Source organism: Collinsella sp. LCP19S3_D3 (assembly GCF_052121455.1).
Lineage (GTDB): Bacteria > Actinomycetota > Coriobacteriia > Coriobacteriales > Coriobacteriaceae > Collinsella.
The window spans coordinates 71,449-95,518 of the sequence record NZ_JBQKEF010000003.1 but is presented as its reverse complement, the minus strand read 5'-3'; the positions used below and the strand labels follow the sequence as shown (position 1 = coordinate 95,518).

19 protein-coding genes and 1 riboswitch are annotated in these 24,070 nt (G+C 60.9%); of the genes, 3 read left to right on the top strand and 16 right to left on the bottom strand.

The genetic code is table 11. The features are described from left to right. Window positions 1-2 precede the first annotated feature (2 nt). Window positions 3-195: riboswitch (FMN riboswitch) on the bottom strand. A gap of 370 nt (window positions 196-565) precedes the next feature. From groL to ACTQXM_RS02075, 3 genes are all read right to left on the bottom strand, one after another. Next, entirely contained in the window at window positions 566-2,203 is a 1,638-nt protein-coding gene (gene groL / locus ACTQXM_RS02085) for a chaperonin GroEL (RefSeq protein ID WP_154514811.1), read from the bottom strand. Between the two features lie 96 nt (window positions 2,204-2,299). Then, a complete protein-coding gene (gene groES / locus ACTQXM_RS02080) occupies window positions 2,300-2,593 on the bottom strand; it encodes a co-chaperone GroES (protein ID WP_089572547.1) in 294 nt (97 codons plus the stop codon). A gap of 920 nt (window positions 2,594-3,513) precedes the next feature. Next, on the bottom strand, window positions 3,514-5,157 hold the full coding sequence (locus tag ACTQXM_RS02075; RefSeq protein ID WP_441536872.1) for an amidohydrolase: 1,644 nt from the start codon (window positions 5,155-5,157) through the stop codon (window positions 3,514-3,516). Between the two features lie 304 nt (window positions 5,158-5,461). Between ACTQXM_RS02075 and ACTQXM_RS02070 the strand changes: the two genes are divergently transcribed. After that, on the top strand, window positions 5,462-6,925 hold the full coding sequence (locus ACTQXM_RS02070; protein ID WP_441536873.1) for a M20 family metallopeptidase: 1,464 nt from the start codon (window positions 5,462-5,464) through the stop codon (window positions 6,923-6,925). Between the two features lie 140 nt (window positions 6,926-7,065). Here ACTQXM_RS02070 and ACTQXM_RS02065 read toward each other — a convergent pair whose 3' ends face one another. The 11 genes from ACTQXM_RS02065 to ACTQXM_RS02015 all read right to left on the bottom strand — a co-directional run bounded on the left by ACTQXM_RS02065 (window position 7,066) and on the right by ACTQXM_RS02015 (window position 17,523). Continuing rightward, window positions 7,066-8,331 (bottom strand): zinc-ribbon domain-containing protein, encoded by a 1,266-nt coding sequence (locus ACTQXM_RS02065; RefSeq protein WP_441536874.1) that lies wholly within the window; start codon window positions 8,329-8,331, stop codon window positions 7,066-7,068. Between the two features lie 150 nt (window positions 8,332-8,481). Further along, window positions 8,482-9,504 carry a YitT family protein gene (locus ACTQXM_RS02060; protein WP_427728028.1) on the bottom strand — a complete coding sequence of 341 codons (1,023 nt, stop codon included), beginning with the start codon at window positions 9,502-9,504 and terminating at the stop codon, window positions 8,482-8,484. A gap of 207 nt (window positions 9,505-9,711) precedes the next feature. Next, window positions 9,712-10,233 (bottom strand): Asp23/Gls24 family envelope stress response protein, encoded by a 522-nt coding sequence (locus ACTQXM_RS02055; RefSeq protein WP_154514821.1) that lies wholly within the window; start codon window positions 10,231-10,233, stop codon window positions 9,712-9,714. Between the two features lie 44 nt (window positions 10,234-10,277). Continuing rightward, window positions 10,278-10,655 carry a DUF2273 domain-containing protein gene (locus ACTQXM_RS02050; protein ID WP_441536875.1) on the bottom strand — a complete coding sequence of 126 codons (378 nt, stop codon included), beginning with the start codon at window positions 10,653-10,655 and terminating at the stop codon, window positions 10,278-10,280. After that, window positions 10,648-11,220: a hypothetical protein gene (locus ACTQXM_RS02045; protein ID WP_441547593.1), complete on the bottom strand. Its 573-nt coding sequence runs from the start codon at window positions 11,218-11,220 to the stop codon at window positions 10,648-10,650. Before ACTQXM_RS02045 ends, ACTQXM_RS02050 begins: the two co-directional genes overlap by 8 nt. A gap of 138 nt (window positions 11,221-11,358) precedes the next feature. Next, the gene (locus ACTQXM_RS02040) at window positions 11,359-12,165 is read right to left on the bottom strand and encodes a YebC/PmpR family DNA-binding transcriptional regulator (protein WP_441536876.1); all 807 of its coding nucleotides are present in this window, start codon (window positions 12,163-12,165) and stop codon (window positions 11,359-11,361) included. A gap of 166 nt (window positions 12,166-12,331) precedes the next feature. Continuing rightward, complete coding sequence (locus ACTQXM_RS02035; RefSeq protein WP_441536877.1) at window positions 12,332-14,515, bottom strand: DUF6020 family protein; 2,184 nt, start codon at window positions 14,513-14,515, stop codon at window positions 12,332-12,334. Window positions 14,516-14,660: 145 nt separating this feature from the next. Continuing rightward, entirely contained in the window at window positions 14,661-15,482 is an 822-nt protein-coding gene (gene lgt, locus ACTQXM_RS02030; RefSeq protein WP_427747670.1) for a prolipoprotein diacylglyceryl transferase, read from the bottom strand. A 109-nt stretch (window positions 15,483-15,591) separates the two neighbouring features. Then, window positions 15,592-15,870, bottom strand: a complete 279-nt coding sequence (locus ACTQXM_RS02025) for a NifU family protein (protein WP_427718265.1) — start codon at window positions 15,868-15,870, stop codon at window positions 15,592-15,594. Window positions 15,871-16,058: 188 nt separating this feature from the next. Beyond that, window positions 16,059-16,583: a deoxycytidylate deaminase gene (locus ACTQXM_RS02020; protein ID WP_154514829.1), complete on the bottom strand. Its 525-nt coding sequence runs from the start codon at window positions 16,581-16,583 to the stop codon at window positions 16,059-16,061. Between the two features lie 88 nt (window positions 16,584-16,671). Next, window positions 16,672-17,523, bottom strand: a complete 852-nt coding sequence (locus ACTQXM_RS02015) for a type III pantothenate kinase (protein ID WP_154514831.1) — start codon at window positions 17,521-17,523, stop codon at window positions 16,672-16,674. Window positions 17,524-17,829: 306 nt separating this feature from the next. On the opposite strand from ACTQXM_RS02015, the gene ACTQXM_RS02010 reads away from it, so the two are divergent. After that, window positions 17,830-19,533: an OPT/YSL family transporter gene (locus ACTQXM_RS02010; protein WP_441536878.1), complete on the top strand. Its 1,704-nt coding sequence runs from the start codon at window positions 17,830-17,832 to the stop codon at window positions 19,531-19,533. A 209-nt stretch (window positions 19,534-19,742) separates the two neighbouring features. Continuing rightward, window positions 19,743-20,882: a DUF389 domain-containing protein gene (locus ACTQXM_RS02005; protein WP_441536879.1), complete on the top strand. Its 1,140-nt coding sequence runs from the start codon at window positions 19,743-19,745 to the stop codon at window positions 20,880-20,882. Between the two features lie 69 nt (window positions 20,883-20,951). Here ACTQXM_RS02005 and ACTQXM_RS02000 read toward each other — a convergent pair whose 3' ends face one another. Both ACTQXM_RS02000 and ACTQXM_RS01995 read right to left on the bottom strand, forming a co-directional pair. Then, window positions 20,952-22,688 (bottom strand): aryl-sulfate sulfotransferase, encoded by a 1,737-nt coding sequence (locus ACTQXM_RS02000; protein WP_441536880.1) that lies wholly within the window; start codon window positions 22,686-22,688, stop codon window positions 20,952-20,954. A 304-nt stretch (window positions 22,689-22,992) separates the two neighbouring features. Then, a complete protein-coding gene (locus ACTQXM_RS01995; RefSeq protein WP_154514839.1) occupies window positions 22,993-23,952 on the bottom strand; it encodes a 3-hydroxyacyl-CoA dehydrogenase in 960 nt (319 codons plus the stop codon). Window positions 23,953-24,070: the final 118 nt, after the last annotated feature.

Below are 24,070 nucleotides of genomic sequence, written 5' to 3'. Positions count from 1 at the left end.
ATCACCTGCCTCTTTCATCCGGACTCTAACCGTTGGTACTGGGGTCTCACCAGTTCAGCCGGCATGCGAACCAACGCACGCACGGGTCGCGGACTCATCGGCTCGGACGCAGGCACCTCGCCTGCGCCACGGCGCCCCTCTGGCACCGTCCGATTTACCGCCAGTGGGGAATTTCACCCCGCCCTGAAACAGCAATTCCAAGTCTAGCACGAGCAGGCTTTCGCGCAAGTATGCCAAGGGTAATTTATGGTGGGGTTCAGTTGCCGCAACAACCACGTTCCCCACCCTCCCCAAAGTAACGCGCTTTTCGCGCAAAGCGCGAAACAGCGTCCGGGATACGTATCCCCAACAACCACGTCCTTCTCCGCGAGCCGACTTCAAGGCCGTAAACGCAGGGGATCCGGGGGGCGTGACGGGGTTTCTCTCCGGAACATTCCGCAGGACGCAAAGAGGCTCCGCAGCGCGAAGCGCGATGCGGAGCCTCTTTGCATGTCCGAGGACGTTCCGGAGAGAAACCCCGTCACGCCCCCGGGATTCCCGGTGGGAGTTCTAGACCTTGTCGGCCTTAGTACATACCGCCGCCCTGCTGACCAGCGGTAGCAGCAGCGATAGCATCCTCAAGCTGAGTGTTCTTGGGCACATCGGAAACCGTGGCCTCGGTGATGAGGATCAGGCTGGCGACAGAAGCAGCGTTCTGCAGGGTGACGCGGCTGACCTTGACGGGGTCGAGGACGCCCATCTCAATCATGTCGCCCCACTCGCCGCTGGCAGAGTTGAGACCCTGGCCAGCGGGCAGCTCGGCGACCTTGTCGACCACGACAGCGCCCTCAAAGCCAGCGTTCTTGGCAATGGTTGCGACCGGAGCGGTCAGAGCCTTCTTGACGATGTCGACGCCGATCTTCTCCTCGGGGTCGTCGATCTCGACTGCATCGAGCGCAGGCACAGCGTCCATGAAGGCGACGCCGCCGCCAGCGACAATGCCCTCCTCGACAGCAGCGCGGGTTGCCTGCAGGGCGTCCTCGACGCGGTGCTTGATCTCCTTGAGCTCGGACTCGGTGGCAGCGCCGACCTTGATGACGGCAACGCCACCGGAGAGCTTGGCCAGGCGCTCCTGGAGCTTCTCGCGGTCGAAGTCAGAGGTGGTGTTCTCCATCTCGCCCTTGATCTGAGCAATACGGGCGTCGATGGCCTCCTTGGAGCCAGCGCCGCCGACGATGACGGTGTTGTCCTTGGAGATGGTGACGGACTTAGCGGTACCGAGCATATCGGCGGTGATGTCAGCGACCTTCACGCCCAGCTCGTCCAGAGCAGCCTGACCACCGGTGAGGACGGCGATGTCCTCGAGAATGCGCTTGCGGCGATCGCCGTAGCCCGGAGCCTTGACGGCGCAGACGTTGAGGGCGCCGCGGATCTTGTTGAGGACGAGGGTGGGCAGAGCCTCGCCGTCGATGTCCTCAGCGATGATGAGCAGGCCACGGCCAGCGCGCTGGACAGCCTCGAGAACAGGCATGATGTCCTGGACGCTGGAGATCTTCTGGTCGGTGATGAGGATGTACGGATCCTTCATCACGGCCTCCATGCGGTCGTTGTCCGTGACGAAGTAAGCGGAGACGTAGCCCTTATCGAACTGCATGCCCTCGACGGTGTCGATGGTGATGTCGAACGTCTGGGAATCCTCGACGGTGATGACGCCGTCCTTGCCCACGACTTCCATGGCCTCGGCGATCTTCTCGCCGACCTCGGGGTCACCGGCGGAGATGGTACCGACGGAAGCAATCTGCTCCTTGGTCTCGACCGGCTTGGCCTGCTTCTTCATCTCGGCGACGGCGGCGTTAACGGCCTTGTCGATGCCGCGACGGATGGCCAGCGGGTTGGCGCCAGCGGCGACGTTGCGCAGGCCGTCGTTAACGATGGCCTGAGCGAGCAGGGTTGCGGTGGTGGTGCCGTCACCCACGGTGTCGTTGGTCTTGGTGGCGACCTCCTTCACCAGCTGGGCGCCCATGTTCTCGATGTTGTCCTCGAGCTCGATCTCCTTGGCGACGGAAACGCCGTCGTTGGTGATGGTCGGGGCACCGAACGTGCGCTGCAGGGCGACATAGCGGCCCTTGGGGCCCATGGTGACGGTAACGGCATCGGCCAGAGTGTTGACGCCCTTGGCGAGCTTAGCGCGGGCATCGGTATTGAACGTAATGTTCTTTGCCATGGTAGGTAATCCTCCAAAAGAAATGTGACTCACGTCGCCGCTTCCGAGTCCTATGCGGCGACCGCGTTCAAAGACGAATCAGAGAGCCTGATGAGACTAGGCCTCGACGACGGCGTAGATGTCGTCGGCGCGCATCAGCAGATACTTCTCGCCGTCGACCTTGACCTCGTTGCCACCGAACTTGCCGTAGATGACAACGTCGCCTTCCTTGACGTCCATGGGGATGCGCTCACCCTTGTCGTTGACCTTGCCAGCGCCAACGGCAACGATGGTGCCGCGCTGCGGCTTCTCCTGAGCGTTGCTGGCGATATACAGACCAGAAGCGGTCTTCTGCTCGGCCTCGTCGGGCTTGACCAGAACACGATCTGCAAGCGGTTTCAAAGACGACATGCTTGTCTCCTCCTTTTTGGGCCGCGTGGTTATGCCACGCGAATTAACCCTATTTGTTTGCGTACGCGTTGAATGGTACCCACGAATGGCGGGTTATACAACACAGAGTCAAAAAATCTTATTTTTTGGCACTTAGATTTTCTGAATGCCAGGGGGATAACTTGTGCGCAGCTCCCGTGTGGCGCCGGAGGGGCGGGGCATAAGGTTTCCTGCTCGGGCAGTCCTGCTCGCACGAAGGCCACATTACGTGGCCTTCGGCTCGTGTGGAACTCGCGATAAACCTTATATCCCGCCCCTCCGGCGCCACACGGGAGCCAAGTTAACTAGTTCGGGCGCGGCATTCAGAAACGTCAGTGCAGCAAAATGGCGATGCGGATAGGAACATGGGCATGGCTTTCGCTGCACGCACGGGTCCCCTGGGGAGCGCCGTGCATTTTTGGGAGTATTCAGCAGACCAGGATGGCTGTATACGCGCCAGACACATCTTATTGGTCCCAAGGACGCCTTCGACCGGCGATTTGGGTCGGCAGGTAGACCCCATCAGGGCATAAAGGCATGCCTCGTGCCTGCCCGGACGCCAAAATGACGTCAATCCCCATGACATTACCCGACCGCAACGGCGCCGGCAGAGCTCGCAGTGCTGAATACTCCGTTTTTTGCACGGCCCAGGCGGGGGTACATCAGGGCCAGAAAGAACATCCCAACCTTTTTATGCAATCTGTAATGGGAAGTATGCAAACACCATGAGGCAGCATTGCAAATGTCCAATTTGAACGCGCGGGGCAGCAGCGCCTCCACCCCACGCACAAATCCGGCAGAGCAGGGACGCTCATAACGAGTCCCCACCGATATGCAGACGTGGCTCGAGCGCCATCCCAAAATAAGTCGCCCGGGCCGCGTTTAACGACACGGCATGAGCATCAGCGCTCGTAGATTACGTTACCTGCCAGGTAGGTGGCCTGAACGTTGGTGGCTTGCAGCTCTTGGGGGTCAACGGTGAGCGGGTTTTGATCCAAGACCACCAGGTCAGCATACTTGCCGGGCTCCAAGCTGCCGAGGTTTTGCTCGTCGCCTGCTGCATAGGCGCTGCCCAAGGTGTAGTTGCGCAAAGCCGTTGCCGCGTCGATGCGCTCGCTCGGCAACCAGCCGCCCTCGGGCCAGTGGCTTTTGGGGTCCTGGCGCGTGATAGCCGTGTAGAGCACGTCCATGCTGGTGACGGGCGTGATGGGGCTGTCGGTACCGAAGGCTTGGCGAATGCCGCGCTGCTTATAGGTTGCGAACGGCCACATGATGCGGCTGCGCTCCAAGCCCAAATCGCGCTCCGGTCCACCCGGGTCGAGCGTAATGTGGCAGGGCTGGCTCGAGGCGATCACGTTGAGCTTGCGCAGGCGGTCAATGTCCTCGGGCAGGAGGTTCTCCAGGTGCTCGAGCGTGTTGTGGCCGTGCTGGGGCAGGCCGTACAGACCGGCGGCTTCCTCGAAGATATCCAGCGCGGCATGAATCGCACCGTCGCCGATAACGTGGATGCGCACGGCGCGGCCGCGCTCCGCAGCCGCCAGAACCAGCTTGCGCATGCGCTCGGCGGAAACCGTCAGACGGCCTTGATCGCCCGGGAAGCGCGGATTGGTATAGGGCTCGGTGAGATATGCCGTATGTTCGCTCGACACGCCGTCAAAGAACTGCTTAAAGCCCGGGGCCGAAAGCAGTGCGTTGTTCGCGTAACGTGCCTGCAGCTCTTCTAGACGCGACTGGTCATCCAGCAGCGTGGGGAACAGATGGGCACGAATGCCCAGCTTGCCGGCTGTCTGCAGTTTGTCGTAGACGTCGTCGCGGATAAAATCGCAGCCCGGCATGGGCATGAGCGACATGTCGCAGATCGAGGTGATGCCCTGCTCGGCCATGCGCCTCATTTGATCGGCGTAAGCGCTTGCGATGCGATCTTCGCCCAGCCACTCTAGGCAGCGCGGCAACAGCTGCATGGCGGCCGCCTCGTGAGCAATGCCCGTGAGCTCACCGTTTGCGTCCTTGTCGTAGCTGCCGCCCGCTGGCGGCTCGCTATCGCGCGTGACGCCGAGCGCCTCGAGAGCGCGACTGTTGAGCCACAGCGTGTGGCCGTCGCCCGAGTACATAACGCAGGGACGATCGGGAAATACCGCATCGAGCGACGCCTTGGTAGGATGCTCGGGCGGGTCCCAACGGTAGTCGCGCCAGCCCTGCGTCACAACCCAAGCGTCGTCGGGCAGATCCTGGGAAAACTCGAGCACGTGCTGTACCAGCGCCACCTCGGACGTGCCCCCATCCATGAGCATATACGGCGAGGAACCGACCGAGGTATGAAAGAAGTGCAGATGAGCGTCATGGAAACCGGGGCAGACAAACTGCTCGCCGTAGTCGATAACCGGCGTGGCGGCAGGCGCGGCGGCGATCACGTCATCGGGCTTGCCGACTGCGACGATACGGTCGCCTGCGATGGCAATCGCCAGCTCACGGGCGGTATCGATGCCGTCTTGCGAGGTAAAGACGTTCTTAGAGCGGATAATCCGATCGATATGTTGCATGGGCATCCCCATCTCTGGCAGGAAATTCAACGCCCCCGAGTGTACTCCACCGCCACAGCTGCAAAACGTCAAGCGGTAAACGGCACCTTTCCCAACCCCAACGGCCCCGCCTGCCACTTGGGGACGGGGTAGAAATGGTAGATTTCAAGCTTGACAGCCGCATCCAAGGCTGCGTGCATAAGCAATTTGGACCTGTCAAGGTTACGGAGGTATCCATTTCTACCATTTCTGCCCCGTCCCCAAGTGGCAGGTGGCATACTGGAAAGAGCCTGTACGATTTTGCGATAAACCAGCAAGGAGCAAATCGACCATGACGAAGACCAAGGCACAGCAGATTATGGCAGCGACCGAGGCCCGCGCGGCTGATGACGTCACCGCAGCCATCCAAGATATCGCCGCCGAGTTTGAGCCCTACATCATCAAGCAGCGCCGGCACTTCCATAAGCACCCGGAGCTGAGCCTCGCCGAAGAGCGCACGACTTCTGACATCGCCAACCAGCTCGACGCCATGAATATCCCCTACGAGCGCCCGCTTAAGACAGGCCTGGTGGCGACCCTTCGCGGCACCGCACCCGACGCCTACCGCGAGGACGGCACGCCGCGCCGCCGCATCCTGCTGCGCGCGGATATCGACGCCCTACCCGTCACCGAGCAGACCGGCGAGGAGTTCGCCAGCGTCAACGAGGGCTGCATGCACGCCTGCGGCCACGACTGCCACATTGCCATGATGCTCGGCACGCTGCAGATCCTGCGCCATATGACCGACGACATCCACGGCGAGGTCCGCATCGTCTTCCAACCCAGTGAGGAAAACGGCCAAGGTGCCAAACTCATGATCGGCACGGGTGTGCTCGACGGCGTCGATGGCGCCTACGCCGCACACATCTGGAGTGAGGTCGACGCCGGCACCGTAAGCTGCGAGCCCGGTCCGCGCATGGCCAATACCGACTGGTTCCGCATTGATGTCCGCGGCACCTCGTGCCACGGCGCCATGCCCCAGCGCGGCCACGACGCCGTCATGGTGGCGGCCGAGATCGTCAACGCCCTGCAGACCATCGTTTCGCGCGAGATCAGCCCCTACGAGCCGGCCGTCATTACCGTCGGCGAGCTGCACGGCGGCACCGCGCGCAACGTTATCGCCGGTACCGCCTACCTCGCCGGCACGGTGCGCACCTATGGCGATTCGACGCACGAGGAAATGCCCGAGCTCATGCGCCGCATCGTAGAGCACACTGCGGCGGCCCTGGGCGCCGAGGCTGAACTTACCGACTACACCATCGCCAACTACAAGGTCGAAAACGACGTCGCCTCGAGTGAGCGTTGTCGTCAGGCCGTGGTCAAGTGTCTGGGTGCAGCCGGCGAAGGCCATTATCGCGGCACGCTTTCGGGCGAGGATTTTTCGGAGTACCTGCGCCGTGTACCGGGTGTGCTTGCCTTTGTGGGCACGCGCAATCCCCAGATCGGCGCCACGTACGCCCAGCACTCCTGCTTCTATAAGATCGACGAGAGCGTGCTCGCCAAGGGCTCCATGGTAGCCGCTCAGTATGCCATCGACTTTTTGGCCGAGCCCACGCAAGAGGAGCTCGACGGCCCCGCTATCGCCGCGGTTGCCGAGACCAATCCCGATCTGGCAGCCAAGCTACGCTCTGCCAAGGCAACGGCCGCCGAGGCCCGCGACGCCATGCACGACGCCCGCACCGCCCGCCATGCCGCCATCAAGGGCATCCACGAAGCTCGCACCGCCGCTCGTCACGAAGAGAAGCACAACGAGTAGTCGAATCGCGACCATCTCGCAGCCGTAGCCACATCGCGATGTCAAAGCGGGGGCGGACGTTTCGACACGTCCGCCCCCGCTCATTCGTCAAGCACTATTTCTACCATTTCTACCCCGTCCCCAAATGGCAGGTGACAGGGTTACTCGTCTTGCGGGTCCTCGTCGGAGCTTGGCTCGGGCTCCGTCGTGGACGCGGGCTCCGTCGTGGGCGCGGGCTCCGTCGTGGGCTCGGACTCCGGCGCAGATCCCGGGACAGACTCAGGCTCGGGCTCAGGCGCGACATCCGGAGCGCTGTAACCCGAAGGAGCGGACTTCTTCTCGAAGGGCAATACAAAAGTCAGGACGTCGTCCTTATCCTCGTCGGCCCACTCGCTTGCATAACGTGCGACCCAATAGCCAACGGCACGGTGCTTGAGCATCTTTCCAAAGACCGTTAGAAATACGGTGACGAAAGCGATCAGCACCAGGAACAGCACGAGTGAGATGCCACCGCCGGTAACAATTGCCTCAATACCCGTAGGACGATAGTAGTAGCTATACATACCGACAGAGGCAATGGCGCCAAAGACCGCCGTCAAGATCCATGTGACAACGTTGGCGACCAGGCCCGTCAAAAACTCGGGAAGGAATGAAGCGCAAAACAGCTTGGTCTTATTGTTCTTAAAGGCCGCCCAGACCTTGTCGAGCGAAAACGCGCTCTCGACGCGACCGGTCACCGCAAAGTGCATCACGGCGATATCGGCGAACATCTTAAAGAAGACTCCCAGGACCGCCGTGGCAATCATAGCCAGGACAAGCAGGCCAAGCGAGCCAAACAGCGCAGTCTCGAGCGCAGAAGAGCCGTAATACGAATACGAGCCCGCCGCGCCAATTACCACGCTCTCCACCAGCGAAAGCACTACACCAATAACGGGAATGGCAGCGATAATCTCGAGCACGACCGAAATAACGCTCGAAAAGACCCCGAGGCCAAACGATGTGGAACGCATCAACGGACGATCCATGCCGTCATCGATCTTAAGCGACAGGTCGCGACCCCACTCGATGCCAAAGCCCGAACCGCACACACTCGCCACGCAGGCGGCCAAAAAGCCGATGGCAGCTGCAATACCGCCGATAACGGGAATGAACAGCACGAGCACCGACACGACACAGATAAGCGCCGGCAAAAAAGCAATCTGGCACACGCGCTGCAGCACGCCCGGAGTCTTGGTCATGTCTTGGAACGCCTGAGCCACACAGCCCTTTGGCGCATTCGCCACGGGCGGTTGCGGAACAAACTGCTGGGGCTGAGACTGTCCCTGGGGAGCGGGGCCGGCGGCCTTGACCTCGGTATTAGGGGCACCGCACACGCCGCAGAACTTGTCGTTATCGCCCATGGGGGCGCCACACTGCGAACAGAACATCGAAATCATCCCTTCGTATCTAGAGCGAATCACCTGGATCGCAAACGACGTCTTTGGCAACATTATCGCGCAATGTGGGGACAAATACCCCAAGATGACCGATTTGAAACGTAGGCGGCTTTATTCAATGGTTCGAAGGGTATATCCGCGCTAGTTCGTGCCGCGGAAGCCCTTGCCCACGATCTCGGAGCTGTCAACGATCGTGATAAACGCATCTGGATCGATATCGCGGGTATAGCGGCGCAGTTGCACTGCTTCGCGACGGCTCAGCACGCTCATGATCACCGTCACGCAATTGCCCGAGAAGGCGCCGTAGCCGCGGCTGATCGTTGCCGTGCGGTTGAGATGCTTGACGATAAACTCCTCGACTTTGCGTGGCTCTGCGCAAATAATCGTACAGACCTTGCGCAAGTGAATGCTCTCGATGGCCTTGTCGACCACAAGCGTCTTGGCAAACAGGCCGAGCACGCAGTACAGGCCAACGCGCGGACCGTACAAAAAGGCCGCGATGGTCACGATGCCGATATCGACCAGTAGCAAGGCGCGTCCGATCTCGAGCGTCGTGCGACGCTTGAGGATCATGGCAAGGATATCGGTGCCGCCCGTCGAGGCGCCAATATCAAAGACAATGGCACTGCCGAGCGCCGGCAAAATCACGGCAAAACACAGGTCGAGCCACATATCGCCCGTCATCGAAACATCCGTCGGAATGAAGAGCTCAAACAGCGAGACGTAGGCCGAAAGCGCAAACGAGGCAAAAACGCTCCAAAGGATTGCCTTGCGCTCCAAAAAGATAAAGCCCAAGACGACGAGAACCGCATTGATGATCCACATAAAGACGCCGACGGGCAGAGTCGGGAACAGCGTGGAAAGAATGACCGACACGCCCGAGGTTCCGCCGAAGGCAAAGTGATTGGGGGTTTTAAACGCAACGATGGCGAACGCCGTGAGGATCAGGCCCAGATTGAGCTCGGCGAAAAAGCGCGGGAAGCCCGGCTCCTGGCTGCGCTTGCGGCCGGCACGCTCGCCGCGCTCGATATCGGCGCGATCGACCACGCGCTCCATCGGCACCACGGGAGGACGATGCACCTCCTCGGCGGCACGCGATGCCGCCTCTGCCGCAGCGGCCTCAATCGCCCATGCCTTGCTTTCTGTTTCGTGCTCGTCGGCCATTACGGCAACCCCTCGTTAACAATTTGGAAACAATGCGCCCATTAGGGTAACGCGGAACGCGAAGATTGCAACCCTAAGTTAGACGAGTGGAATGACTACATCGAGGGCATATAGAAAACGGTCGACCGCACTTTTGCTTGCGCGGTCGACCGTTTAGCGTTTTCGCAGGTAAAACCTATCGAAACAAACCTGTCCCTATTTGGTAGGTTACTCGTGCTGGCTGGTGCGATGCTCGTACTCCTCGGGGGTGATGACATCCTCGATGCGCAGGTTGACGCCTGCCACCTCAAGGCCGGTCATCGCGGCCAGACGCTCGGTCACGCGCGCCTTAACGTCGTCGAAAATCGCGGGTGCGTAGGCGCCGTACTCGATAATGACGGAAATGTTGACGACCACGCGGTTGTCATCGGTGACCTCGACCGTCACGCCCTTGGTCAGGTTCTCGGCACCAAACTGCTCCTGCACAAAGTGCATAAGGTTGCCCTTCATGCCCAGGACGTGCGGCACCTCGCGGGTGGCCATGGCGACGATCTTCTCGATCACACCGTTGGAATAGGTCAGCGAATCCTCGGACTCGTCCGCTTCCTCATCATCCTCGTCCGCATCGTCGGCGGGCTCGGCCTCGACGAGTGCCCCGTCCTCGAGCGTTACGTCCTCAGCCTCGGCGGCGACGGTCTCGTCTGCCTCGAGCTCGGTATCGGCCACATCGACCTTCGTGTTAAAAGCCATGGTTCCTCCTTATGCCCACCGCACACGCGGCGGTCGAATACATACTAGCGGCCGCTAAACAGACGGCCGAAGAAGTTGACGATTCCGTTCTCGCCGTCACGGATCTGGCCAATCACGGCGCCGATCAGCACAAAGAATGCGATGACGAGTGTGTCCCACAGGCCGAGCGTGAGCACCAGCACGGCGAGCACAAAACCAGCGACGGCTCCGAGCGTGGTGTTGGGATGACGGACGGCATAGCTCCAGATGGCCGCCCCCGTACCCTTGATGAGACCCATGGCCTCGTCAAAGTCGCTGGCGGCGCTGTCGTGCTGCTCGCCGGCCTCGGGGGTGGTGTCGGCGGACTCGCCTGCCGGCGTAGCGTTCTGGTCGATCGTCAGGCGCGGGGTGCGGACGGTCTTGTCTTGATTGGTATCACTCACCGGAAACCTCCACGGTCTGGACGGTAGTCTTGGACGGCAAAAAACGGACGCGCGCGGTCGTGCCCGGCGTGCCGAGCATGGTGTCGCAGGCCTCCTCGATACGTTGCTGCATCGCGGTTGCAAGGGAGGCCACGTCCCGGTCATCGAGCGCGATGGCGTCGACCTTAAAACGAACGAGCGATTCGTCGGAACCCTGCACGCGCGCCTCTACATGCTCGACCATCACACGGTCGTCGCGCTCTGCCGCAGCGCGAGCGCACGAGGAAAGCGCTGCGAGGGTGACCTCGATGTTGCGCTCCCCCGCCGGATGCACGCAGGACGGCTCGCGACGCGCGAACATCAGGCGGAAAAACCCGATGAGCACGCCAAGTGCCACGATGGCGGCGCACACCGTGACGACGACGCGAGGCATGGTGTCACGCAACAGCAGCATAAAGCGATACGTATACGGTCCCCAGAACTGGCAGACAAGCGTGCCCAGCGCCACGATGGCGGCGGCAAGGTACACGATTGCTAGGGCTCGTTTGAGTACGCGCACGCGCGCTCCCTTCAGGTTTCGGTCCACAGAATGCAAAACGATTCGCATCATTATAAAAGAGCCGGGTCCGGTGCCATACGCACGCGGATCCGGCTCATCTATTCCACGAGGCTTGTATGCTCGCTTCATTATGCCCAGATATGCACGGCTTAACCCGTGCAGGCGCTACTCCTCCTCGAGGGCAGCGATGACCTCGTCGGTCATGTCCATGGTGCTGTAAACATCCTGAACGTCGTCGAGCTCCTCGAGACGGTCGATGAGGCGCTGGACCTTCTTGGCATCGGCGCCGGAGACCTCGGTCGGGGTGGTCGGAACCATGGTGGTCTCGGAGCCCTTGACCTGGATGCCCTGCTCCTCGAGCGCCTTGGAAACAGCCATGACGTCGTTGGCGGCGGTCCAAACGATCCACTCCTCGCCGGCGTCCTCGTAGTCGTCGCCACCGGCCTCGGCGATCGCCATCATGAGCTCTTCCTCGTCACCGGCAGCACCGTTGGCGATCATGGTCTCCTTCTTGGCGTTCTCGTCCAGGATCTCCTTGGCGACGACGATCTGGCCCTTGCGCTCAAACTGGAAGGCGACGGAGCCGGAGGTGCCCAGGTTGCCGCCAGCGTGGGAGAAGGCGGAACGGACATCGGCGGCGGTACGGTTGCGGTTATCGGTCAGGCAGTCGACGTAGACGGCAACGCCGGCGGGACCATAGCCCTCGTACACGATGTTCTCGTAGACGGCGGCATCGGCACCCGAACCGAAGGCCTTGTCGATAGCGGACTTGATCTTGTCCTTGGGCATGGACTGAGCCTTGGCCTTGGCAACGGCAGCGGCGAGGCTGGCGTTGTTCTCGGGCAGCGGGTCGCCGCCGAGACGGGCGGCAACGGTGATGTTGCGGCTCAGCTTGGAGAAGAGGGCGGAACGCTTGGCGTCCTGCGCGCCCTTACGATGCTTGGTTGTGGCCCACTTAGAGTGTCCGGACATACGTGTCTCCTATCGGTTTCGACCTAAAGCCCAGCGCAGATGCTCGGGCAATATAAACAAACGTCGTTATGATATACCTACTGGCCTGCGAGATAAACCCCAAAATGAAGGCGTCGTGATGATGCAACCCCCTTGGTGCAAAGTAACCTGTCCCCTTTGCACCAAGTTAGAACCAGAGAAGGTCGCTGCGGGTGATGGTGGCGCCGATGGCAAAGGGCATGCAGGCGATGACTGGATACAGGTAGCGCATGTAGGTCGAGCCGTTGCAGGGACCGATCAGGCACACGGCGAGCACGCCCAGCAGCGGCACCCAAATGGCCAGCCCGCGCCACGAATGACGACGTAGCAGATAGACCACCACAGCGATCATGATCCACACATAGGTGGCCGAGCTCATGGTGAGCGAGATAAACGGGATGCGTTGTACTGCCACGCGATACAGGTTGATCAGGTGGTCGCACCAGCGCACAACCTTGCTATCGACCGGATGGAAGTCGAAGTACTTGAGGTTATCGGGCTTCGCCATGATCTCGGCACTGCGCGCCGTGCTGTAGACCCACGCATCGCGGGCACTCGGATAAAAGTAGCCGTAGTAGTTATTGATGAGCGCCGAGATATAGCACTCGGGATCCTTTTTGAACATCTGGGCCCACACCTCAAAATAGGCCTTGATGTCCTCCTGCGAGGCGTACTCGTTAAAACAGTTTTTTACGGCATCCGACTTGTCGGGGTTGTAGCGACGGCCCAGATTCTCGTACTTGAGCACACGGTCGATCGCAGCGCGTTCCTTATCGGTCACCAGACCGTCGCAGGGAGCTTCCTCAATCGTGCCGTCGTCTTTGACCTTGGGGTTAACGCCCGAATTAAGGCCGTCGTGCTTTTGGACGAAGCGCGCCGTCTGTTGAAACGGAATCGAGAGGATCTCGCGCTTGGAACCCGGCGTGATATCGTGCTCGGGCATAAAGACCTTGGTAAAGTACATGTTGGAGGCAAGGCAGAGCACGAGCACCGCGAGAACGCCGGCCCAGCGGAAGCGCGGCGTGGCGCATGAGGGTGCGACGCCAGACTGTTTGACCACGCGACGGGCCACATGCGCGTCCCAGGCGCAAAACGCCGCCGCAATCACGCAGGCCGCCAACGGAAAGACCAGGCCGCCATTGCGCAAAAACGTGGAACCCATGGCGCCCAGCACGAGCAACAGCCAGTCGTGGCGCGCAAAGAGCACAGGCGTGCGCTCGCCCGCGCGCTCGGCATTGACATCGCGACGGGGCAGGCCACATGCCACGAGCTTGACGGTCTGAACGAGCAGTACCAGAAACGCATCGGCAAACAGTACGTCTTTGGTCAGCAGCGCCGCGTAGTTGGAGAACATCGGCATAAACGCAAAGAACAGCAAGATGACGCCGCGGACCGGCAGGCTCACGCCCAGCTTGCGCAGCGACGATATGGAATAGGCCACGCAGGCGGCCGTGATGACAAATTGGGCGCAGGTGTAGATGGTTAGACCCGCATTGGCGCTATTGAATAGCGAAAGCCCCAGTTGCACACACGAGCCGATGATGGCCGTGTGCACCACCGGATGATGGCCGTTGAGCAGCACGTTGGGGTTAAGCAGGCGCAGGTAGTCGCTCGTGCCATTGGGGTAGTTGAACCATTGGCGAATCTGCGCGCCCGTATCTCCCATAAAGAGGCCGGGCAGCGAGGCGATAAGCGTGGGCGCCCAGACAATCATGAGTACAAGAAACGGCCCAACAAAAGGATGGACCGAGAGCACGGCGTGGGTAACACGCCACACGCGGCCAAAATGCGCCTCCGAAAACGGAATGCGGCGGGAACTCAACCAATCCAAAAACTCAAAAGCCAGATAGAAGGACACAATCGCCAGAAGCATCCAGCCCGCGCCGCCAATCCAGGCGCAGATAACGCGCGCCTTGTCGCCCAGCACAATCTCGGCCGAATCGGTGAGGTCGTAACTGCGGCCGAACACCATGCAGACGGCAAAGAACAGCGACGGCAGCACGACCGAGGGGCGCCAAGCGTCACCGCGGCCAAAGAACACATAGCGAAACGGCAGCGTGAGCAGGCAGGCCAGCGCGAGCAGCATCACAGCGTCGGTATGGCCGGCAAATGAGAGGAGTACCTCGTAGCACACGTAAAGCATGCCCGTCGCCTTGGGATCGATCGCCAGGACCGCGTTGCTCGACACCGGGGCGGGATCGATGGAAAACGCCGTGGTCGCCAGCAGGGCGAGCAAAAATGCGACGAGCGTCTGCTTGGCGGGATAGCGCTTAAACCAAACGATGCGGGCGGCGTCGCGTGCAGCCGTTGTGGAGAGATCGGAATCCTTCACAGTCCGAAAAGCCTTTCTAGAAACCTGCCAAAAAGGGACAGGTTTATTTTGGCAGGTTTTATCTGGGGAAACGTTACGGTTCTGTCATCGTTGCCTGGCAAAACCACCACAAAGGTGCCTGTCCCCTTTGTGGTGTATGTGGTGGTTAGGCGTCGAGATAGATGCGCTGGGGACGGTTGCGGCGGAGGGCAAAAATGATGAGCGCCAGGCCCGCAATCACGAGCGGCAAACTCAGCAGCTGGCCCATGGTGATGACGCCGCCCAGCAGATAGCCCAGCTGGGCATCGGGCACGCGCACGAACTCAACGAAAAAGCGGACAATGCCGTACCCCATCACAAACACACCCATAAACGTACCCTGGGGCAGCAGCGGTTTTTTGCGGCTGAGCACCTGCAGAATGCAGAAGAGCACAATGCCCTCGAGAAATGCCTCGTAGAGCTGGGATGGATGGCGCGGCATATCGCCCGCGGTGCCGCCAAAGATCACGCCCCAGGGCAAATCGGTCGGCTTGCCCCACAGCTCGCCGTTGACAAAGTTGGCGCAGCGCCCCAGGCACAGGGCCAGCGGAGCACCGATAACGGCAAGGTCGGCGATGGTCCAGGCGTCGAGCTTGTACATACGGCACACGAGCACGCCGCCGATGATGCCGCCCACCAGGCCGCCATGGAAACTCATGCCGCCTTCGTTGGTGGCAAAGATCTCGAGCGGATGCGCCCAGTAGTAGCCGTCACCGTAAAAGATGACGTAGAACAGACGGGCGCCAATGATGAGGCCAAAGACCACACCAACCACGACACTCATCAGGTCGTCGACCGTAATGTCAAAACCCCAACGACGCTGCGTGCGGTACATGACGACCGCCGTGAGCAGAGCTCCGACCACATAGGCCAAGCCGTACCAGTAGATGGTGATGGGCCCCGCCGAAATGGCGACAGGATCAAGCATATGGTAGAGGTCGTTGAGCATATCGGTCCCCCTGTTCCCTACATACAAATGCGGCCGCGGGCCTTTCGCTCGCAGCCGCACATTTGGGCATGACGTCTATGCGGAGCACATCGCCCGCAGCTTTCGCTTCTCAGAACGGCGCATACTCGTCGTACAGATCCTCGACCTCGCCGGAGGCATTGACCTGCTCGACACGCGTAACGCCGGGCACGTGCTCCTTGAGGATACGCTCGACGCCCATGGAAAGCGTCAGAGCGCTCATGGGGCAACCGGCGCAGGCGCCCTGAAGCTCCAGCTTGACGACGCCCTCGTCATCAACGCCCATATACTCCATGTCGCCGCCGTCGGCCTGCAGGTTGGGGCGAATCTCTTCAAGAACCTTCTTAAGCAGCTCTTCGTTAACAGCCACAGGGGCTCCTTTCTCACAATAACGCGGGCGCGCCCGCGGACAGAGCTATGTTACTACAGCCATGTACCCGCTCGCGAGCCGTCCATGCGCGCGGACACGACTTTCACGAGCAGTTAATTTGACAGTCAATTTGGAACGGGGCTTAATTAGCCGCTTTTGTCAACGCCCGGCGCTCGTACACGCTGCCGCTACTGCTGCGTTTGTTCCCCGGTACCAATGTGGACATCGACGATAACCTGGCGGAAGCTAATGCCGCAGGAGTCGAGAATGCGGCGACTGATGCGGCCGTCGTCGGTGTCGGCGTACTTATTGTCCAGATAGACAACCTCGCCCACACCTACCTGCGCCAGGATTTTGGCACAGTCGTGGCACGGGAACAGCGTGACGTAGACCGTGGAACCCTCAAGGTCCTTGAGCGAGCCGCGGTAGTTGAGCACGGCGTTGGCCTCGGCATGAACTACGTAGTTATGCTTGTCCTGCAGCGGGTCATCGCTCGTGCCCCACGGGAAAAAGTCGTCGTTGAGCGCCGAGGGCGTACCGTTGTAGCCCACCGAAAGAATGCGGTGGTTGGTGCTGGCGATGCACGCGCCCACCTGCGTATTGGGATCCTTGCTGCGGCGCTGCGCGGCGATGGCCACGCTCATAAAGAACTCGTCCCAGCTAATAACGTCGCGGCGCTTGCCCGACGCGGTTTGATGAAGATCGTCCGACATGGCAGACACCTCCGAAATCGAAATAGTTTGGCCCATTGTAGCAGGTGAAAGGTGGGGCTGTTTCCTCCCGGCGCCGACGTCCTTGGCTTTATGCGCGGCGAGGCTTTTGGTTGATGCGGTACAGCTCGGCGAGACCCCGCAGCGTCAGCGCGTCGTCTACCGTCAGGCTGTGGCCGACCAACGCCGCGAGCGCCTCGGCATCGTCGCCGGTGATGACAATGGGCACGCTGCCCTCGCCTGCCGCCTTGGTCGAGCGCATCTCGGCAAGCACCATGTCGAGCATGCCGTCGATACGGGCAACCTCGCCCAAGACCACGCCCGAGCGCATGGCCTCGCGCGTGTTGCGACCGATCACATGCGTGGGTGCCGAGGGCTCGACTTGCGGCAGGCGCGCCGCAGCGGCCGAGAGCGAGCGAGCGCCGAGCGCCAGCCCCGGCGCGATAACACCGCCGACAAAGGTTCCGCGCGCATCGATGACCTCGATATTGGTCGTAGTGCCCAGGTCGATAACGATGCACGGAGAGCCGTAGACGGCACGGGCCGCCACGGCGTCGGCGATGCGATCGGGACCGATCTCGGCCGGGTCGTCGTAGTGCACGGGCATGCCGGTCTTAAGTCCCGGCCCCACGGTGAGCACGCGCCCCGTGCAGGTACGGGAAAGTGCCGCCTTCCACGGGCGCTCGAGCGCCGGCACCACGCAGCTCAGCACTGCTGCCGCGGGAACGAGCACACCAGGCATGCCCGCATCGGCTGCCAGTGCGCCCATGACCCGCGCGAGCCTCATGCGCGCCTCATCGGCCGTAATGCTCGGCGGCGTCGTGATCTCGCACGTCGCAAGCGGGCATTCCTGCGCCGCGGCCGAATCCTCGGCAAACAGACCAAAGCGAATGAACGTGTTGCCCACGTCGACCGTCAATATATATGCGCACCCATTAAGCATCGTCGGCGCTCCTTTCGTCTGCCCAGCAGTATATCGCCTACCCGAACCAGCCATCCCAGGTAGTCATTTTGGGACGGGGCTATTTTAGCTACCCCAATATGTCGGTTGATATTTGCCCCAATCCCAGATAATTCGTCGACTGTCAAAGGGTAGCTAAAATAGCCCCGTCCCAAAATGACTACCTTGCCGCTATACTGATGCGCGGTCGTGCGCGAGCTCACGCGGCGGCCCTTGGTAACCCGACTTCCCGCGCCGTATCCGTAGCGGCGCTTGCGGGGGAAGCGGATATACGCAAAGGAGTTCTATATGGGCAATCCCTCGAACCGCACTTCTATGCGCGGTCAACTCACGCTGCGCGGCGTCGTCATCGGCGTCCTTGGCTGCGTGATTATCACGGCAAGCTCGGCCTACACGGCCCTCAAGATGGGCGCCCTCCCCTGGCCGATCATTTTCGCTGCCGTCATCTCGCTGTTCTTCCTTAAGCTCATGGGCAATGCCAGCCTCAACGAGGCCAACGTTACCCACACTATCATGTCCGCGGGTGCCATGGTCGCCGGCGGCCTGGCGTTTACCATCCCGGGCGCCTGGATGCTGGGCTATGCCGACCAGATCAGCTGGCTCGACATGTTTATCGTGGCGCTCGCCGGCACCATCTTGGGCCTTCTGGCAACGGCGCTCATCCACCGTCACTTTATCGTGGACTCCGCGCTGGAGTTTCCCACCGGCAACGCCGCAGCCCAGACCCTGCGTGCTACCGAGGCCGGCGGCAAGACCGGCAAGCAGCTCTTTGGCTCCATGGCCATCGCAGGCATCTATAGCGTGCTGCGCGACGCCCTGGGCGTGGTGCCCAGCATGCTGTGCACGCTCAATATCCCCGGCGTGACCTTTGCCATCTACAACTCGCCCATGTTGCTGTCCATCGGCTTTTTAGTGGGCTTTGCCCCCGTCGCCTTCTGGTTTGCCGGCGCGCTGCTGGGCAACTTTGGCATTATCGTCGGCGGCACCGCTGCCGGCCTGTTCGATATTGTGACCGCGCAGGGTATCGTCAAGTCCTTAGGTATGGGCCTTATGATGGGCTTTGGCGTCGCCGTCGTCCTTAAAGACATCCTGCCGCAGGTCGGCGGTATCGTCCGCGGTCTTGCCGCCGACAGCTCCACCGACACCGACGAGCAGTCGCTCATCTCGGGCTCGCTTAAGCTCGACGCCGGCATCATCGGCCTGGGTACCGCCTCCATCGCCGTGATCATCGCCGTCGCGCTCGACCTGGGTGCCGTCCCAGCCGTCATCGTCACGCTGTTCACCTTTGTCACCACCATCATGAGTGCGCAGAGCTGCGGCCAGACGGGTATCGACCCCATGGAGATCTTTGGCCTCATCGTCATGCTCATCGTAGCGGCCTTCGCGCAGCTTGCGCAGGTCAAGCTGTTCTTTATCGCCGGCATCGTGGCCGTGGCGTGCGGCCTTGCGGGCGACGTCATGAACGACTTTAAGGCCGGCGCCGTGCTGGGCACCAACCCGCGCGCACAGTGGATCGGCCAGGCCATCGGCGGCATCGTGGGCGCACTGGTCGCTGCCGCCGTCATGGTCGCGCTCGTCACCGCCTATGGTCCGGACGCCTTTGGTCCCGACAAGAGCTTTGTAGCCGCGCAGTCAAGCGTAGTCGCCACCATGGTCTCGGGCATCCCGAGCGTGCCGTGGTTCGCAGGCGGTTTTATCGCCGGCATCGTCATGTATTGGCTCGGCATTCCGGCCATGATGATCGGTCTGGGCGTGTACCTGCCGTTCTACATGTCGCTCACGGCCTTCTTGGGCTCCTGCGTCAAGCTCGCCTACGACAAGTGGGCCGCACACCGCGACGCCGGTTCCGGTCTTTCGGGCAAAGAGAAGGCTTCCAAGGATGCTGCCTTCCAGGAGCAGGGCCTGGTCGTCGCCAGCGGCCTGTTGGGAGGCGAGTCCGTCGTTGGCGTTATCCTGGCGTTTGTCTCCGTCGGCCTGAGTCTGCTGGGCTAAACCCAACAACAATGTACCCGTACAGAGCGCGGGGCCGGAGACCATCCGGCCCCGCGCTCTGTATCTGTCGAAACACTCGGCCGCAACCGCATTTGACGTCCCCCTTACCTGCTCGTCTAAGTTTCACGTCAAGATGACCGCCCCGCCCGCCACGGTGTAGAGTACATGCTGCGAGCGCACCCGCGTTCCTGCGGCAATACGAGGTGGACATGGAACTCGACAAACAACAGATCAAGCGACTACGCAAACGCCATCACCGGCGCCACGGCATTCGACCTGCCCATAGTGAGGCCCTGGAGAACACCAGCCGCTTCCTAAAGCGCGCATTCAACATTCGCGAGGGTCGCGCGCCCTATCACGTGATTCGCAAGCGCTTTGTAAACGGGGCGCGGCTGACCGGCTCGCACTTATGCATCCTCATCATCGCCATGCTCATCGCGAGCATCGGCCTCGATATCGACTCGGACATTGCCATCGTGGGCGCCATGCTCATCTGCCCACTCATGGGCTCGGTCCTTGCCATGGCATATGGCATCGCCACGCTCGACCGCGAGATTGCCGTCGAGGCCGTCGCCGGCCTCGCGCTACAGATGGCCTTTTGTCTGATCACGTCCACGCTGTATTTTAAGCTCTCGCCCCTTGGCACCACCACGGCCGCCATCATCGACAACTCGACGCCCACTGTGTGGGACCTTGCCGTCGCGCTCGCGGGCGGCTTTGCGGGCGGGCTGGGCAACTCGCGTGACCAGGAACCTGCCACGCTTATCGCCGGCGTGGCCGTGGCGACCGCGCTCATGCCGCCCCTGTGCGCGGCGGGCTATGGCATCGCCATTGCAAGCGGGTCACTGTTTCTCTCGGCGCTTTATGAGTTTGGCATCAACGTGGTCTTTATCGCACTGGCTGCCGAAGCCGTGCTGCTTCTTTTGCGCGTGCCGCTCAAGCGCGACCTGAACGGCGACGGTATTGTGACTGCTGAAGAAAACGCCGAGGTTAACGAGCTATCGCGCAAGGTGCGCCGCCGCATCATCGTGGGCACGGTGATCTTTGCCATCCCCTGCATTATTATGACGGCGGGGTCTATTGGCTCGGCGCAGGCCGGCGTGCAAGACGGCTACGGCGTCACTGAAACCACGCGCGAACTTGCGGCGGTGCTGCCGGGCTTTAAGGATTACACCGTCGCCGTCGAGACCTCGGCTACCGAGGGCGACAAGGAGGGCGTTGTCGAGCGCCAGACTGTCGCTCGCGTAACGACAAGCGAGACGCTCGGGGCGCACGACCGCCGTGTTGCCCGCAAGCTCATCGACCTCAACGTACCCGAACTCGATCGCGTGGAGTTTGACGTGAAGTGATGCGGAACGCGAGGTAGGCCCGGTACGAGCGCGCGCAGCCGCGGGGCACAGGCACAGCCAAGCGCAGCGCTACAGCTCGTACTTGTACACGCGGTAGATGTACTTCTCGGCTTCCATCTCGTACGTGGCAATGGGCAGTCCATAGCGATCGTACTCGGCAAAGGTCTTGGCTATGCCCGATGCCACAAGCATGCTATTCGAATCGCCGACGCGCTGCGCACTACTTACGTAACCTGAGAACGGCACTGCGATCTGGTCCACAAGCTCGTAGGTGCGCGCGGTCTCGTCCACCGTAAAAATGCGCCCAAACGAATGCGTTCCCTTGCTGTAGTCGGTCACTACCGCAGCGCCCAGCTGGCCCCAGTCGAACTTGGGATAGCTCTCGGCAACACCAAAGTTGTTGTCGTATAGCAGCACCTGGTAGCGACCAGTCGCGGTCGTCTCGTCGTTTGGCAGATAGGTCACACTATGCTGGCCTGCGTTGAGCGAAAAATCGCCTTGAGCCTGCAGCAACTTGTCCTCAAAGCCCGAGCCGGCCCAAAACTCTGGCGAGCCCATAAGCCAATCGACCGTAGGCGTACCGTAGATATCCGTGAGCTTGATGACCGTTGAGGTCTCGCGCGAGCTGAGCAGAACGGTGCCGCCGCCGAGCCACTGGATCGTGTTGATGTGAATCCAATCCAGGTCGCCGTCCGAGGCAACCTTGGCGCTTGCCTTGAGGTCGGGGAATATATCGCCCAGGTCCACGACGAGAGAGACGTCACCTGTTGTTATGTCGACCTTAATGATGAGGTCCTCTACATTAACGCGATCGTCCTTATCTTTTTTGGCAGCCGCGCGATCGACGTCCAAATCGGCTTCGGAGCCGGCGTGACTCGCCAGCACCAGCAGGTTGCCATCGTCATCGAAAGCGTAGTCGTGGTGTAGCTCGTAGTCGCCCGTGCTCCAGACGTTTACCACCTGGCCGATGGCGTTGATCTGGGCCATCTTGGTAGTCGAGACGCTCATGATCATGCTACCGTCGCCCGGGAACAGCAGGCGGTGGCTGCGGTAGCCGACAATCGGCACCTCGCCGCGAATCTGGCCGTCGTTGTCGTAGAGGTACATAAAGTCGAGCTTGGACGAGTCGTTGCCCAGAATAGTAAAGAGACCATCGGCAAGCGGCGTATTGGACTCCCCCGACGTGACGGCGAGCTGCTCTTCTTCCTCGCCTTTGAGAGCCGGCGTCTTGACCGTGAACGTCGAGGTGCGGCTGATACCGTCTTGTGCCGTGCAAGTGATGGTTACCGTGTTTTTGTGGTTGGGAATGAGGCCGATGACCTTGAACTCGTGTTCCGTGGCCGGCGCGTCGCCGCCGTGGGGCGTATGGGAAAACGCGGCGACCTTGGGCGTGTCACCAGTCTTTTTGCGACCGGCGACCTTGTAGGAGACGGTTACGGAATCCGTTGTCGCAAAGCGAACGTAGCAGCTCAGGGTATCGGTGCCAAAGGGATCCTGCGCGATAAACGGAGTGGTCTCGTTGTAGCCGCCGTCAGCGTACTCGGCATCGAGCCGCTCCTTGATGGCCGCCTGCTTCTCGACGTCGTAGGTCGCGACAATCTGCTTGTGGAGTTTCTTTTGCTCGTCAGTGAGCTCGTTGCTCGCAGTAGATGCGGCGCCCGTGCCGGCCCCGCCGACCGAGCAGCCCATGAGCCCTGTCCCGGCAAGCGCCAGCGTGCCCGCCGCACCCGCAAGAGCCGCTCGACGCGAAAACAGTCTGCTGTCCTTGTCACTCAATTCCATATCGTTACCGTCTTTGAATACCATTGTTGTTCCCTCATATACCACGGCGTTTGCCCAGCCCTGTCTAATTATGACTCGCAGTTTAACAAACGCCCCTTAATGCAAGTTTAAGCTTGTAGCGATACGGAAACGCGGAGCGCGAAGGGAATCCGCAACCCTTCCGCTCCCAAGTGATCAATCGGGGCGGCCGCGATGGTGCTCGATCCAGTCCACGGCAAAGTCGACAAGTTCGCGTTGGCGCATAAAGCGGATTGTCCCGTTGCCGAGCGGCGCTGCGGCGCACTGACACTGCAAATGATACGTTTCTCAATGTTGCCGAGGAATCTTTTTAGTACTTGAAGAAGCCCTCGCCCGAGCTTTCGCCCAGCTTGCCTTCGTCGAGCATCTGCTTGAGGACGGATGCCATGGCCTTAAAGTTGTAGGGCATCATCATCTTTTTGAGCAGCGGGCTCACCAAGCCCGGCACCTTCTGATACTGCATGACGATGTTATAGGCCGTCTGGATGCCCACGGTGTCGAACACGCGGAACGGGCCCTTGGGCGCGCCAGTGCCGCGCGTCCATGCGAGGTCGATGCTCTTGGGGTCGCTGACGCCCGAAACGTACAGATCAAGGCCCGAAAGCAGCCACGGCACCAGCATGGAATTGAGCAGATAGCCGTTCTTTTCCTTGTTGACGGGCAGGGCAAGCATACGGATGTCGCTGGCAAAGTCGACGAGCTCATCGAAATAGCGCTTGTCGGTCTGGTCCTGAGCCATGACCTCGGTCATGTTGTTCTTCCAGATGGAGTTGGCAAAGTGCAGCGACAGGTACTTCTCGGGGCGGCCAGTGTACTTGGCAAAGGTGCTCGGCAGCAGCGTGGAGGAGTTCGTCACGACAACGGTCTTTTGCGGGAGAACCGGGGCGAGCTTCTTGTAGAAGTCGATCTTTGCCTGGGTGTCCTCGGCCATCGACTCGATAACCAGATCGGCGTCGGCCACTGCCTTGGCAAGATCGAGCTCTAGCTTGAGTGTGGAGTAGGCACGCTCGACGGCGGCGAGCGCCGCCTCCTTGTCGAAGGGCTGGTCGCTATCGGCGATACCGGCACACCACTCGCCCGTGCCGTCCGCCATGCCCTCGATAGCCGCGATGTACTCCTCGCGCACATGATCGATCTTGGGCTGAGTGCGGCCGATGCTGCCCTCGCTGCGCAGCCAGATCGTCACATCGAAGCCGCAGTAGGCAGCCTGAAAGGCAATCTGGCTTCCCAACACGCCGCCACCGGCAACACAAACGGTCTTGTAGCTCATAGGAACAGTCCTCTCTTACGTAATTCCATGAATGTGTATTTATTCAACCGTAAGGATGACGCGCGCTAGAGGTGGGTTCCATAAACGGACGGTATTTTGCGGCGAACGGCTACATATG

Excerpts from the sequence above, each read along its gene's own strand:
- groL (WP_154514811.1), bottom strand. The coding sequence starts at position 2,203 with ATGGCAAAGAACATTACGTTCAATACCGATGCCCGCGCTAAGCTCGCC.
- groES (WP_089572547.1), bottom strand. The coding sequence starts at position 2,593 with ATGTCGTCTTTGAAACCGCTTGCAGATCGTGTTCTGGTCAAGCCCGAC.
- ACTQXM_RS02075 (WP_441536872.1), bottom strand. The coding sequence starts at position 5,157 with ATGCCCATGCAACATATCGATCGGATTATCCGCTCTAAGAACGTCTTT.
- ACTQXM_RS02070 (WP_441536873.1), top strand. The coding sequence starts at position 5,462 with ATGACGAAGACCAAGGCACAGCAGATTATGGCAGCGACCGAGGCCCGC.
- ACTQXM_RS02065 (WP_441536874.1), bottom strand. The coding sequence starts at position 8,331 with ATGTTCTGTTCGCAGTGTGGCGCCCCCATGGGCGATAACGACAAGTTC.
- ACTQXM_RS02060 (WP_427728028.1), bottom strand. The coding sequence starts at position 9,504 with ATGGCCGACGAGCACGAAACAGAAAGCAAGGCATGGGCGATTGAGGCC.
- ACTQXM_RS02055 (WP_154514821.1), bottom strand. The coding sequence starts at position 10,233 with ATGGCTTTTAACACGAAGGTCGATGTGGCCGATACCGAGCTCGAGGCA.
- ACTQXM_RS02040 (WP_441536876.1), bottom strand. The coding sequence starts at position 12,165 with ATGTCCGGACACTCTAAGTGGGCCACAACCAAGCATCGTAAGGGCGCG.
- lgt (WP_427747670.1), bottom strand. The coding sequence starts at position 15,482 with ATGCTCAACGACCTCTACCATATGCTTGATCCTGTCGCCATTTCGGCG.
- ACTQXM_RS02020 (WP_154514829.1), bottom strand. The coding sequence starts at position 16,583 with ATGTCGGACGATCTTCATCAAACCGCGTCGGGCAAGCGCCGCGACGTT.
- ACTQXM_RS02015 (WP_154514831.1), bottom strand. The coding sequence starts at position 17,523 with ATGCTTAATGGGTGCGCATATATATTGACGGTCGACGTGGGCAACACG.
- ACTQXM_RS02010 (WP_441536878.1), top strand. The coding sequence starts at position 17,830 with ATGGGCAATCCCTCGAACCGCACTTCTATGCGCGGTCAACTCACGCTG.
- ACTQXM_RS02005 (WP_441536879.1), top strand. The coding sequence starts at position 19,743 with ATGGAACTCGACAAACAACAGATCAAGCGACTACGCAAACGCCATCAC.
- ACTQXM_RS02000 (WP_441536880.1), bottom strand. The coding sequence starts at position 22,688 with ATGGTATTCAAAGACGGTAACGATATGGAATTGAGTGACAAGGACAGC.
- ACTQXM_RS01995 (WP_154514839.1), bottom strand. The coding sequence starts at position 23,952 with ATGAGCTACAAGACCGTTTGTGTTGCCGGTGGCGGCGTGTTGGGAAGC.